Source organism: Bradyrhizobium stylosanthis (assembly GCF_001641335.1).
GTDB lineage: Bacteria > Pseudomonadota > Alphaproteobacteria > Rhizobiales > Xanthobacteraceae > Bradyrhizobium > Bradyrhizobium stylosanthis.
Map to the genome: position 1 here is coordinate 56519 of NZ_LVEM01000008.1, position 13007 is coordinate 69525.

Genomic DNA, 13007 nt, shown 5'->3' on the forward strand with positions numbered 1-13007 from the left:
ATGCGAGCATTGCGATCTATTGCTGCTATCGGCGCATTGGCGTTTTTCTGTGCGATCACCTCGTCGGCGCGCGCCGAGGGATTCAGGGTGGGCAGGCTGTTGTGCTTCTCGGAGCCGCGGGTTGGCCTTGTGCTCGGCTCGACACAGGCGATGCGATGCGTATTCACGAAGCTGCGCTCGCACCGGCAGTACGTCTACGAAGGACGGATCAGGCGCGTCGGCCTTGATATCGGCGTTACCAGCGCCGGCACGTTGTCGTGGGCCGTCTTCGCCCGGAACTCGCGGGTTGGTCCCGGCACGCTGCGTGGCAGCTATGTCGGCGCGAGCGGCAACCTTGCATTGGGACCCGGGCTCGGCGCCAACGTCCTGATCGGCGGCTCGCGGCGGAGCATCATGCTGCAGCCGATATCGGTCGAGCGCTCGATCGGGCTCAATCTCGCGGCGGGAGTGTCGCATCTGACGCTGGGACCGCGCGGCCAGCTGTGATCCGCATCTGCCGTCCGCGACTGTGCGCCGCGGAGGATGAGCACATTCCCGCCCCGCCGTTCAGGGTTTCGTCCGATGTCGAGGTCGGGTGCTCGACGTTACGATCCTCCGCAGGATCGATCGAGCTTCGACCACTCGGGAGGATCGCATGACCGTGTATGACAGCCGTGGGACCTTGAACGCCCTGGGTACTCCACCGCTGTGGGCTTGCGCACTGCTCGGCGTCGTCCTGATCGCTGCCGGATTCCTCGCGCTCGGCGATCTCGCCTTCGCCACCGTCATCAGCGTCAAGTTCATCGGGCTCACGGCGATCGCCGCCGGTGGGTTCGAGATCGCGCATGCGTTCTGGATCAAGGAATGGGGCAGCTTCCTGTGGCGGATCGTTCTCGGTGCGCTCTACCTGGCCTTCGGCCTGATACTGCTCACCCAGCCGGCCTCCGGCGCGCTGATCCTGACCTATTTCCTCGGCGCGGTGCTGTTCGCATCGGGCGTCATCCGCTGCGTGCTGAGTTTCGCCTACTGGCGCCAGAACGGCTGGATGATGCTGATCTCGGGCATCATCGGCACCATTGCCGGGGTGCTCATCCTGTTCGGCTTCCCCGACATCAGCGTGTGGGCGCTCGGCTTCCTGCTCGGCGTCGACCTGATCTCGCATGGCCTCGCTTGGCTGCTCTATGCCCTGCAATCGGCGCGAAAGACCGCATGACAGAGGAGAACAACAAGATGGAAGCTGCCAGCCGCCGCGCTTTCCTCGGCTTCGCAATGAGTGCCATGGCCGCCGCCGCGCTCGGCACCGCCGGAGCGCGCCTCATCAGCGTCGCGGAAGCGATGCCGGTCGATCCCGATCCCGGGCGCGCCGGCGCGTCACCGGCACCTGTGACGCCGGCGCAATGGGGACCGGGACCAAGTCCTGGCTGGGGCGGCGGTCCGGGTTGGGGCGGCGGCCCAGGCTGGGGTTCGCCCGGCTGGGGTCGCCCTCCGCCGCCGCGCCGCCGCCGCCGCTGGGTCTGCTGGTGGCATCGCGGTCGCCGTCAATGCGGATGGCGCTGGTGACTCTGCCAAGGTGAGGAGGGAATCGTGCGCAACGGGAACCAGTGGATACTTGCCGCCGTGCTTGCCGCACTTCTGGTCGGCGCGACCTGGTTTTGCGTCTCGGTCTGGCGATCGACACCGGGGATGCCGGTCTACGGCAACGTCATCCTGGCCGTCGCGGCGGTTCTCATGCTGGTGTCGGGCTGCGGCCTGATCGCGCTGATGTTCTACAGCCATCGCAAAGGCTACGACGAGCCTCCGCGCAGCAACGACGCTGCGCGGAAGTAGTGCGATCGGCGCGATCTCGACTGCATTGACGCCGGCAATTCCGGACTCCGGGAGCAAGGAGCGGTCCATGACCCTTGCCGACGTCCTCATCAGATTGCTGGCGGCAGGCCTGATGTCGGTGCTGATGGCGGGGCCCGCGCGGACGCAGCCGGCACCGTCCGCTCCTGCCGTCGGCGTCGTCGAGGCGACGCGGCGGCCGATCACCGAGAGCAGCGAATTCCTGGGCCGGATCGAGGCGATCGACCGGGTCAACATCGCCGCCCGCGTCACTGCGTTTCTGGACCAGCGGGTGTTCACCGAAGGCGCCGAGATCAAGAAAGGCGACCTGCTCTACCGGCTCGAGCGCGGACCGTTCGAGGCCGACGTTGCAGCCAAGCAGGCCGAGGTGGCACAGCTGCAGGCCACGCTCGAGAACGCCAGGCTGACGACCGAACGCGCACGCACCCTGCTCGGCGGCCCGGCCGGGCAGCAGTCAACCTACGACGCCGCGATCGCGGCCCAGCGCAGTCTGGAGGCCCAGGTTCAAGCCGCCCGGGCGCTGGTGCGGGCCTCGCAAATCAACCTCGACTACACCATCATCAGCGCGCCCATCGGCGGCAAGATCGGGCGCACGGCCGTGACCGAAGGCAACATCGTCGGGCCGAGCTCGGGCGTGCTGACCACCATCGTCAGCCAGGACCCGATGTACGTCACCTTTCCGGTGCCGCTGCGTCAGGGACTGGAGCTGCGTGAACGCTACGGTCCGCAAGGCGGCCTCGAAGCCGTGGCGATCCGGTTGCGGCTGCCCGACGGTCGCATGTACGGCCAGTCGGGCAAGCTCAACTTCGTCGACAACAGCATCGCCCAGAACACCGATACGATCATCGTTCGCGGCGACATCGCCAACCCGATCCTGCACGCGCCTTCCGCAGCCGGCGTCACCGTTCACGAGTTGACCGACGGCGAATTCGTCACCGTCGTGCTCGAAGGCGTGCAGCCGGTCGAGGTGCTGGCGATCCCGCGCGCAGCGGTGCTGTCCGATCAGCGCGGCGACTATGTCCTCGCCGTCGGCGCCGACAACAAGGCCGAGCAGCGGCGCATCCAGCTCGGTCAATCGACGCCGACGATCGCCGCCGTCATCAGCGGACTGACGGCCGGCGACAAGGTGATCGCCGAAGGACTGCAGCGGGTCCGTGCCGGCCAGACCGTCGCGCCGGAACCGGCAAGCTCCTTGATCCTATCGAGCATGAAGGCCCCGGCGGGCGAGACGGCTCCGCCAAAGGACGCCGGCGCGGCTCCTCCGGTGCGTCCGGGCGGCAGTCCATGATATCGGGGATTTTCGTCGACCGGCCGCGGCTTTCGATGGTGATCGCCCTCGTCATCGTCATCGCCGGCGCGCTCGCGCTCATGCAGATTCCCGTGGCGCAGTTCCCGGACATCGTGCCGCCGCAAGTGACCGTCGCCGGCAATTTCCCCGGCGCGTCCGCCGAGGTCGTGGAAAGCAGCGTCGCCCAGCCGCTGGAAGCGCAGGTGATCGGCGTCGACCGCGCGCTCTACATGAAATCGACCAGCGGCAATGACGGCAGCTACACGCTGACGGTGTCGTTCGCGCTCGGCACCAATCCCGACATCAACACCGTCAACGTCAACAACCGCGTGCAAAGCGCGTTGTCGCAATTGCCGACGGAGGTGCAGCAACAGGGCGTCACGGTGCAGAAGCGATCCTCCTCGATCCTGCAATTCCTGGTGCTCTACAGCGCCGACGGCAAGCAGGACCCGCTCTTCATCACCAACTACGCCATCATCAACGTGCTCGATGCGATCGCGAGCACACCGGGGGTCGGCCAGGTCAATCTGTTCGCCCGGATGAACTATTCGATGCGGATCTGGTTCGATACGCAGCGGCTGACCAGTCTCAACCTGACGCCGTCGGATGTGATCGCAGCGATCCGGACGCAAAGCGTGCAGGCGCCGGTCGGCCGCATCGGCGCGCGGCCGATCAGCGACGACCAGCAATTCCAGTTCAACGTGCAGACGCTGGGCCGGCTCGCCAGCGTCGATCAGTTCGCCAACATCGTGCTGCGCGCCAATCCGGATGGGTCGTCCCTGCTGGTGAAGGACGTCGCCCGCGTCGAGATCGGCGCGCAGAATCTCGACAGCGAAGCGCGGATCGACGGACGCGCCGCGGTCCCGATCGCGATTTATCTCGCGCCCGGCGCCAATGCGGTGACCACCGCGCGCGCGGTTGCCCAGACGATGCAGCGGCTGTCCACCCGGTTTCCTCCGGGGCTCAGCCATCTCGTGCAATACGACTCCACGAGCTTCGTTCGCGATACGATCGCCGAGGTGCTGACGACACTGGGCGAGGCCTTCGTCCTGGTCGTGATCGTGGTCTACCTGTTCCTTGGAAACATCCGCGCCACGGCCATTCCGGCCATCGCCGTGCCCGTGAGCCTCATCGGGACCTTCGCCGTCCTGCTGGTGTTCGGCTATTCCGCCAACACGGTGTCCCTGCTCGCGATGGTGCTCGCCATCGGCATCGTCGTGGACGACGCCATCGTCGTGGTCGAGAACGTCGAGCGCGTGATGGCGGAGGAGCCCGATCTGTCGCCGGCCGAGGCCAGCAAGAAGGCCATGAGCCAGATCACGGCGCCGATCTTTGCGATCACGCTGGTGCTGCTCTCGGTGTTCGTGCCGATCGCGTTCATCCCCGGCATCTCCGGCACGCTGTTCCGCCAGTTCGCGGTCACGATCAGCGCCGCGATGACGATCTCGGCCCTGAATGCCCTGACGCTGTCGCCGGCCCTGTGCGCGCTGCTGCTGCGCCACGGCGGCCCGCGCCGCGGCATCATGGGCCGCGTGCTCGGCGGCATCGACTGGCTGCGCGATCGCTACAGCGGCGGCGTCCGCCACCTCGTGCGCAGGGCCTCCCTGTCGCTCCTGCTGGTCGCCGTGTTTGCCGGCGGGATATTCGGCCTGTCGCTCGTGACCCCGACGGGATTCCTGCCCGAGGAAGACCAGGGCGCCTTCTTCACCTCGGTGCAGCTGCCCGACGGGGCCTCGGTGGCGCGCACCAGCGAGGTCACCCGGCAGGTCGAGGATGTCCTGAAACAGATGCCGGCCGTCGATCACGTGCTCGCAGTGATCGGGTTTTCCCTGCTCGATGGCGCCTCCGAGCCGAACAGTGCGCTGGTGGTGTCACGGCTGAAGCCCTTCGCCGATCGCAAGGCCGCGGCGGATTCGGCGCAGGCGCTGATCGCCAAAATGTTCGCAGCCGGCGCGCAGATTCGCCAGGCCAACGTGCTGCCGTTCAACCTGCCGCCGATCATCGGGCTCTCCACCGGCGGCGGATTCGAATATCAATTGCAGGCATTGGAGGGACAGAGTCCGGCCGCGATCTCAAGCGTCACGAACGCATTGATCGGCGCAGCCAATGCCGATCCGCGGCTTGCGCGGGTGTTCTCCACGTTCACCGCGACCAACCCGTCGCTCTATCTCGATATCGACCGTCGCAAGGCTCAGGCGCTCGGCGTCACCGTCAGCGATGTCTTCACCGCCCTGCAGGCGACGCTCGGCGGCATCTACGTCAACAACTTCAATCTGTTCGGACGTACCTGGCAGGTCAACCTGCAGGGCGAGGCGTTCGACCGGAGCGACACCTCGGATATCTGGCGGATCTACGTGCGCAACAATGGCGGGCAGATGGTGCCCTTGCGTTCATTGGCCGGGCTGAAGATCGTGACCGGGCCGCAAGTCATCACCCGATACAACAATTATCGCTCGGTGACGGTGAACGGAAGCCCGGCCCCCAGCGTCTCCTCGGGCACTGCGCTGGCTGCAATGGCCGAGATCTCGGAGAACGTGCTGCCTGCGGGCTACGGCTTCGCCTGGACCGGTACCGCCTATCAGGAACAGGCGGCCGCAGGCCAAACCGGCATCGTGCTCATGCTGGCGGTGTTGTTCGCCTATCTGTTCCTGGTCGCACTCTATGAAAGCATGGTCATCCCGATCCCGGTGCTGCTGTCGGTGATCGTCGGCGTGCTCGGATCCTATCTCGGTATCAAGATCGCGCGCCTCAATCTCGATCTCTACGGCCAGATCGGATTGGTGGTGCTGATCGCCCTCGCCGCCAAGAACGGCATCCTGATCGTCGAGTTTGCAAAGGAGCAGCGCGAGGCGGGCGTGGCGCTGGACGAGGCCGCGGTCCAGGGCGCCCACATGCGCTTTCGCGCCGTCATGATGACTTCGGTCGCCTTCATCCTCGGCCTCGTGCCGCTCGTGATCGCGACCGGAGCCGCTGCACTCAGCCGAAGGGCGGTGGGCACGGCCGTATTCGCCGGCATGCTGGCGGCAAGCACGATCGGAATTTTCCTGGTGCCGATGCTCTACGTGATTTTCCAGCGCCTGCGCGAGCGCGCAAAGTCGGCTTTCAAACCAAGCCGTCGGCCATGACGGCGCTGGGCATTGCGTGGTGTTTGCAGCAAGGCGCAGGCAGGCGCCTATTTCGTCCCGCTCCTGGTTCCAGCAGTCGTTGCGCGGCCGCTTGCCGAAAGGCCGAGGACCATGTCCGAGAACCGCTCGCCTTGCACCAGAACGTGGTCGTGAAGCCGCGTCGCGGCGAGTTGCTCGTCACCGGCACGGATCGCTTCGAGAACCCCGGCGTGCTCCTGGAGCGATTGCAAGAGACGATTGCGCGCCCGAAGCTGGATGCGGCGATATGCGCTCAGGCGCTTGTGCAGGGCGAAGGCCTGATCGGCGAGGAAGCTGTTGCGGCTGGCGCGATAGATCGCTTCGTGAAAATTGCGGTTGTCTGCGTAGTACTGCTCGCTGTCGCCTTCGCGCGCGGCGATCTCGCAGGCACGGTGCGCCGCCTCCATCGCCGCGTCATTGTCCGGCGTCAGCCGGCGCGCGGCCAGCCGTCCGCACGCGCTCTCGATCTCGGCCATGGTCTCGAACATCTCGAACAGCCGGGTCGGTGACGGGACGCTGACGATCGCGCCCCGGCGGGGGCGGACATCGATGAAGCCTTCGGCGCCGAGCTGAAGCAGCGCCTCCCGAATGGGGGTCCGCGACACCCCGAATCGCTCAGCGAGCGAGGCCTCGTCCAGCCGATCGCCCGGCAGGAATTCCCCTGCAATCACAGCGTCTTCGATCGACTGCTTCAGTCTGAAGGCCTGGCTCATCGTATACACCTGATCCCAAGATTCCATACCACATGCTTGACAAAACATACAGCATGCAGTTCATATATGAATTGTATGCAATATTAGAATTAAAAAATGCAATCAGGCAACGGGAGGTATGGAATGAGGATGTCACGACGCCAGGCCTTGGCCCTGGGAATCGCAGCCCCGGCGCTGCTCCGGTCCGGAGAGGCGCGCGCGGCCACGGCCCTGAAGATCTCGCACCAGTTTCCGGGAGGCACAGCGACCGAGGGCGATTTCCGCGACCGGCTTTGCCGGCGCTTCGCGGCGCTGATCCAGGAGCGCAGCAAAGGCGCGATGACCGCCGAGATCTATCCGGGCTCGTCGCTGATGAAGACCAACGCGCAGGTTTCGGCGATGCGCAAAGGCGCGCTCGACATGAGCCTCATTCCGATCTCCTACGCCGGCGGCGATCTTCCCGAACTCAACATCGGCCTGATGCCGGGTCTCGTCACCGGTTACGACGAAGGCCTCGGCTGGAAGAACAAGCCGATCGGCCAGGAGTTCAGCAAATTCCTCGCCGCCAAGGGCCTCGTCATCATCACCTGGATCTGGCAGGCCGGCGGCGTGGCCAGCCGCTCGCGTCCGCTGGTCGAAGTCGGCGATGCCAAGGGCATGAAGATCCGCGGCGGCTCACGCGAGATGGATCTCGTGCTGCAAGCGGCTGGCGCCTCGGTGCTGTCGCTGCCCTCCAACGAACTCTATGCGGCGATGCAGACCGGCGCGTGCGATGCCGCCCTCACCTCGTCCACCAGCCTGACCTCCTTCCGCCTTGAAGAGCTCGCCAAGCATCTGACGACCGGGCGGGCGAAGAGCTACTGGTTCATGCTCGAGCCGCTCGTGATGTCGAAGGCGGTGTTCGACCGGCTTTCGAGCGAGGAGCGCGACGTCATCGTCTCGGTCGGCGCCGAGCTCGAAGCGTTCGGCCGCGCAGCGGCGGTGGAGGACGACATCCGCGTCGCCAAGGTCTACCAGGCCGCCGGCGCGACGGTGCACGATCTCGACGACAAGACGGTTCAGGCATGGCGCGAGCTTGCGCGCGACACGGCCTGGAAGGACTACGCCAACAAGAACGAGAACTGCGCCCACCTGATCAAGCTCGCCGTGGAGGCCGGGTCATGAGCGCGCACGGTGTCGACCTCGGCCACTCCCCTGTCATGACAGCGGCGCGGCCCGGCTCCCCGGTGGGACGGATCACGCGCGCGATGACCCTGCTCAACAGGGCGATCGTCGTGCTCTGCTCGATCGCGCTCATCGTCGCCAGCTCGATCCTGAGCTACAGCGTGGCCGCGCGCTATTTCTTCAACGCGGCAACCTATTGGCAGGACGAAGCCGCAGTGTTCCTGCTGGTCGGCGCCACCTTCCTGTCCACCGCGTTCGTGCAGGCCGGGCGCGGCCATATCGGCATCGAGGCCCTCACCGGCTATCTGTCGAAGCGCGGCAACAAGATCCGCCTGCTCGTGGTCGACACCGCGAGCCTGCTGTTCTGCTGCTTCTTCGCCTGGAAATCCTGGACGCTGTTCCACGAAGCCTGGGTCGACGGACAAGTGTCCGGTTCGACATGGGCCCCGCCGCTGTGGATTCCCTACAGCATGATGTCGCTGGGCATGACGCTGATGACGCTGCAGATCGCGCTCCAGCTCGCCACGAGCCTCGATGCATGGAGGAGCAAATGAGCACGCTTGCCGTCGGACTGATGTATGGTGGTGCGACCCTCGCCGTCATGGCTTCGGGCATGCCGATTGCGCTGGCGCTCGGCGCGGTCGCCGTCATCTTCATGTATTTCTTCATGCCCGCCGCGTCGCTGGATACGGTGACGCAGAACGTCTACGAGGAGATGGCCTCGATCACGCTGCTGGCGATCCCGCTCTTCATCCTGAAGGGGGCCGCGATCGGCAAGTCCAAGGCGGGACAGGATCTCTACAGCGCGCTGCATGTCTGGATGGGCCGCATCCCCGGCGGACTCGGCATCGCCAACGTGTTCGCCTGCGCGCTGTTCGCCGCGATGGCCGGATCGTCTCCGGCCACCTGCTCGGCGATCGGCTCGGCCGGCATTCCCGAAATGCGCAAGCGCGGTTATTCCGGCGGCTTCGCCGCCGGCGTGATCGCCGCCGGCGGCACGCTCGGCATCCTGCTGCCGCCCTCGATCACCATGATCCTGTACGCGGTCGCTGCGGAGCAATCGCTCGGGCGGCTCTTCCTCGCCGGCATCGGACCCGGCCTTCTCCTGGTGCTGCTGTTCGCGACCTACGCGGTGCTGAGGTTCAAGGCCGAATACGCCGCGGCGCAACGCGCCTATGCGGCCGATCCGGCGCAGCACCCGATCCTATCGAACGAACGCTTCACCATGGCGATGCGGTTCGGCGCGCTGCCGCGCGTCATGCCCTTCGTCGTGCTGCTCAGCGGCGTCATGATCGCACTCTATGGCGGCTACGCCACGCCGTCGGAGACCGCCGGGCTCGGCGGCATCCTGGCGCTGGTCCTGATCGCCTCAATCTACGGCGTGTGGCGGCCACGGGATCTCGGTCCGATCCTGGAATCGACGCTGAAGGAGTCGACCATGCTGATGCTGATCATCGGCATGTCGCTGCTCTACTCCTACGTGATGAGCTATCTCCACATCAGCCAGGCGGCGGCGCAGGCGATCGTGGCGATGCAGCTGTCGCGATGGGTGCTGCTGGGGGCGATCCTGGTGCTGGTGGTCGTGCTCGGCTTCTTCCTGCCGCCGGTCTCGATCATCCTGATGACGGCGCCGATCATCCTGCCGCCGCTCAAGGACGCCGGCTTCGACCTGATCTGGTTCGGCGTGGTGATGACGATCGTGATGGAGATGGGCCTCATCCATCCGCCCGTCGGCCTCAACATCTTCGTCATCAGGAACATCGCACCTGACATCCCCCTACGGGACGTGATCTGGGGAACGCTGCCTTTCGTCGTGCTGATGGGGTTCGCGGTCGTCTTGCTGTGCCTTGTCCCGTCAATCTCGACCTTTCTGCCCAACCTCGTGATGGGTCCGCCATCGCGATAATCGAGGAGCCACGCCCCATGCTGAACGACATCCGATCCGGACGCATTGCCGCACCGGAATTCCTGGCAGGGCTGATCGACACGCTGACGCAACGCGGCCGCGCGGTTCTCGGCATGAAGCCGGACCGCGAGGCGGGCGAGGATCGCGATCTCGCGCTTCTCGGCGAAGCGCTGCTGTCCCGGCGCGGCGAGGCTTCCGGCGTAGCGATCGCGCAATCGCTGCTGGCGGCCTTCGAGCAGGCGGCCGAGCCGGAGCGGCTGAAATTCCTCGCCTCGCTCGCCGACCGGTTCGGGCCCGACCGCCGCGCGATCGAGCTCGCGATCGCCGCCTACCAGCGCAAGGAGGGCGGCGACGGGTCCAAGCTCGAAGCGCTCCATGCCGCCGCGGAGCCGCGCCGGCAGGAACTGATACGACGCCTCAACCTCGCGCCCGGCGGAACGGCCTCGCTGGTGCGGATGCGGGAGGTGTTGCTCTCGCTGCTGCGCGAGCATCCCGAGCTCCAGGCGGTCGACGACGATTTCGTCCATCTGTTCTCGTCCTGGTTCAACCGCGGCTTTCTGGTGCTGCGGCCGATCGACTGGACCACCTCGGCGAACATCCTGGAGAAGATCATCAGGTATGAAGCCGTCCATGCCATCCAGGACTGGGACGACTTACGCAACCGGCTCGAGCCGCCGGATCGCCGCTGCTATGCGTTCTTTCATCCGCAGCTGGTCGACGAGCCGCTGATTTTCGTCGAGGTCGCGCTCACCCGGGAGATTCCCGGCGCGATCGGCCCGCTGCTGGACAAATCGCGCCAGGCGATCGCGGCGCGCGAGGCGACGACGGCCGTGTTCTATTCGATCTCGAACACGCAAAAGGGACTTGCCGGCGTCTCCTTCGGCAACTTCCTGATCAAGCAGGTGGTGCAGGACCTCGCCCGCGAGCTGCCGAACCTGAAGACCTTCGTCACTCTGTCGCCCGTTCCCGGCTTTGCCGGCTGGGTCAGGCGCGAGCTCAAGACCGAGGCTTCCGCCGCGATCGACGAGGACACGAGCGGAGCGATCGCTGCGCTCGACAGCGGCGGCGACGTCGCACAGGCGAAGGATGCCATCACCGCGCTCGCCGCCTATTACTTCCTCAAGGCGAAGCTGCCGTCCGGCAAGCCGGTCGACCCGGTCGCCCGCTTCCATCTCGGCAACGGCGCGCGCCTCGAACGGCTGAACTTCCTCGGCTATGGCTCCGCCAAGGGCATGAAGCAGTCATACGGGCTCATGGTGAACTATCTCTACGCGCTCGAGCACATCGAGGCGAACCACGAAGCGTTTGCCGAACACGGCACCGTCGTAGCGTCCGACAAGGTCAAGAAGGCGCTTCGCGCGAAGTTGTCATCGCGCGACCTCGTCCCCAGTCCTCCCACCAACTCGCAACGGAAGATCTCGTCATGACCTGGAATCTGTACGACCGCCTGCTCGCCGGCGCGGCTTCCGACCAGTCGATCTGCATCGAGAAGGACAACGGCGCGACACTGAGCTATGCCGACCTTGCCGCCCTCAGCGGAAGGATTGCGAATTTACTTGCCGGCAGCGGCATCGGTCCAAACCACCGGGTTGCGGCCAAGGTCGAGAAGTCCGTCGAAGCCCTCGCACTCTATCTTGCGACGCTTCGCTCCGGTGCAGCCTATCTGCCGCTGAATACCGCCTATACAGCAGCAGAAACCGAATACTTCATCCGCGACGCGCAGCCGACATTGATCGTGTGCGATCCAAGGGACGAAGCCGACCTGCGCGCGATTGCCGCGAAGGCCGGCGGACGCGTCGAAACGCTCGATGAGCAGGGCCATGGCTCGCTCATCGACGCCGCAGCGGGTCTTGCAGCGGATTTCGATACCGTGCCGCGCGCGAAGGACGATCTCGCCGCCATCCTCTACACGTCAGGGACGACCGGCCGCTCGAAGGGGGCCATGCTGACGCACGGCAATCTCGTCTCGAACGCACTGACCCTGGTCGAGCAATGGCGCTACTCGCACCGCGACATCCTGATCCACGCCCTGCCGATCTATCACATCCACGGGCTGTTCGTGGCCGGCAACGTGACATTCGCGGCACGCGCACGCATGCTGTTCATGCAGAAGTTCGACGGCGAACGCATTCTGGCCGCCATGGACCGGGCGACGGTGCTGATGGGCGTCCCCACCTTCTATGTCAGGCTGCTGCAGAGCGCGAATTTGAGCAAGATCACGACCGCGAACATGAGACTGTTCGTCGCCGGTTCGGCGCCATTGCTCGCGGAAACGCATCGCGACTGGAAAGACAGGACAGGTCACGAGATCCTCGAGCGCTACGGCATGACCGAGACCGGCATGATCGCCTCCAATCCCTATGACGGTCCGCGCATTCCAGGCTCGGTGGGGCATCCCCTGCCCGCCGTCGAGATCCGCATCGCCGATCCCGAGAGCGGCGCCATCCTGTCTACCGACGAGGTCGGCATGATCGAAGTGAAGGGGCCGAACGTGTTCGCCGGCTACTGGAACATGCCCGACAAGACGGCGGCCGAATTCCGCCTCGACGGCTTCTTCATCACGGGCGACCTCGGCAAGCGCGATGCACGTGGCTGCCTGTACATCGTCGGCCGCGGCAAGGACCTCATCATCACCGGAGGTTTCAACGTCTACCCGAAGGAGATCGAGACGGAGATCGACGCCATTCCCGGCGTCTCCGAGAGTGCCGTCGTCGGCGTGCCTCATGCCGACTTCGGTGAAGGCGTAACCGCCGCCGTCGTCCGCTCGAATGGCTCCGCCGTAGACGAACGCTCCATTCTGGAGGCGCTTTCCGGACGATTGGCCAAGTTCAAGCAGCCCAAGCGCGTCATCTTCGTCGACGAACTGCCGCGCAATACGATGGGCAAGGTGCAGAAGAATCTCCTGCGCGAGCGTTTTGCCGACGTGTACTCGGCGAAGGCCCGCTAGATCGGCGACCGTTCGCGCGCGAGCGCGCGTGAGCGGCGCGCAT

Annotated in this window: 12 protein-coding genes; 11 read left to right on the forward strand and 1 reads right to left on the reverse strand. The window is 65.7% G+C overall.

Annotated features, from left to right (window positions below):
• The 6 genes from A7X65_RS38130 (at nt 1) to A7X65_RS38150 (ending at nt 6237) form a co-directional block, all read left to right on the forward strand.
• Nucleotides 1-486 (forward strand): DUF992 domain-containing protein, encoded by a 486-nt coding sequence (locus tag A7X65_RS38130; protein WP_063694560.1) that lies wholly within the window; start codon nt 1-3, stop codon nt 484-486.
• A gap of 148 nt (nt 487-634) precedes the next feature.
• Entirely contained in the window at nt 635-1192 is a 558-nt protein-coding gene (locus tag A7X65_RS38135) for an HdeD family acid-resistance protein (RefSeq protein WP_063694561.1), read from the forward strand.
• Nucleotides 1189-1539, forward strand: coding sequence for a twin-arginine translocation signal domain-containing protein (locus A7X65_RS41150; protein WP_082885202.1), 351 nt, complete (start codon nt 1189-1191; stop codon nt 1537-1539). The genes A7X65_RS38135 and A7X65_RS41150 overlap by 4 nt, the downstream gene beginning before the upstream one ends.
• 24 nt (nt 1540-1563) lie before the next feature.
• On the forward strand, nt 1564-1806 hold the full coding sequence (locus A7X65_RS38140) for a hypothetical protein (RefSeq protein WP_245324054.1): 243 nt from the start codon (nt 1564-1566) through the stop codon (nt 1804-1806).
• A 67-nt stretch (nt 1807-1873) separates the two neighbouring features.
• Nucleotides 1874-3112, forward strand: a complete 1239-nt coding sequence (locus A7X65_RS38145; RefSeq protein ID WP_082885203.1) for an efflux RND transporter periplasmic adaptor subunit — start codon at nt 1874-1876, stop codon at nt 3110-3112.
• Nucleotides 3109-6237: an efflux RND transporter permease subunit gene (locus tag A7X65_RS38150; RefSeq protein ID WP_063694563.1), complete on the forward strand. Its 3129-nt coding sequence runs from the start codon at nt 3109-3111 to the stop codon at nt 6235-6237. The genes A7X65_RS38145 and A7X65_RS38150 overlap by 4 nt, the downstream gene beginning before the upstream one ends.
• 47 nt (nt 6238-6284) lie before the next feature.
• Here the strand turns inward: A7X65_RS38150 and A7X65_RS38155 are convergent, their stop codons facing one another.
• Nucleotides 6285-6968 (reverse strand): GntR family transcriptional regulator, encoded by a 684-nt coding sequence (locus tag A7X65_RS38155; protein ID WP_063694564.1) that lies wholly within the window; start codon nt 6966-6968, stop codon nt 6285-6287.
• 123 nt (nt 6969-7091) lie between these two features.
• Between A7X65_RS38155 and dctP the strand changes: the two genes are divergently transcribed.
• From dctP to A7X65_RS38180, 5 genes are read left to right on the forward strand one after another with little or no spacing between them, the layout of a single operon-like run.
• Nucleotides 7092-8111 (forward strand): TRAP transporter substrate-binding protein DctP, encoded by a 1020-nt coding sequence (gene dctP / locus A7X65_RS38160; protein WP_063694565.1) that lies wholly within the window; start codon nt 7092-7094, stop codon nt 8109-8111.
• Nucleotides 8108-8665 carry a TRAP transporter small permease gene (locus tag A7X65_RS38165; protein WP_156528434.1) on the forward strand — a complete coding sequence of 186 codons (558 nt, stop codon included), beginning with the start codon at nt 8108-8110 and terminating at the stop codon, nt 8663-8665. The genes dctP and A7X65_RS38165 overlap by 4 nt, the downstream gene beginning before the upstream one ends.
• The gene (locus tag A7X65_RS38170; protein WP_063694628.1) at nt 8662-10017 is read left to right on the forward strand and encodes a TRAP transporter large permease; all 1356 of its coding nucleotides are present in this window, start codon (nt 8662-8664) and stop codon (nt 10015-10017) included. The genes A7X65_RS38165 and A7X65_RS38170 overlap by 4 nt, the downstream gene beginning before the upstream one ends.
• Before the next feature lie 17 nt (nt 10018-10034).
• On the forward strand, nt 10035-11444 hold the full coding sequence (locus A7X65_RS38175) for a malonyl-CoA decarboxylase (protein WP_063694566.1): 1410 nt from the start codon (nt 10035-10037) through the stop codon (nt 11442-11444).
• Nucleotides 11441-12964, forward strand: a complete 1524-nt coding sequence (locus A7X65_RS38180; RefSeq protein WP_063694567.1) for a malonate--CoA ligase — start codon at nt 11441-11443, stop codon at nt 12962-12964. The genes A7X65_RS38175 and A7X65_RS38180 overlap by 4 nt, the downstream gene beginning before the upstream one ends.
• Nucleotides 12965-13007: the final 43 nt, after the last annotated feature.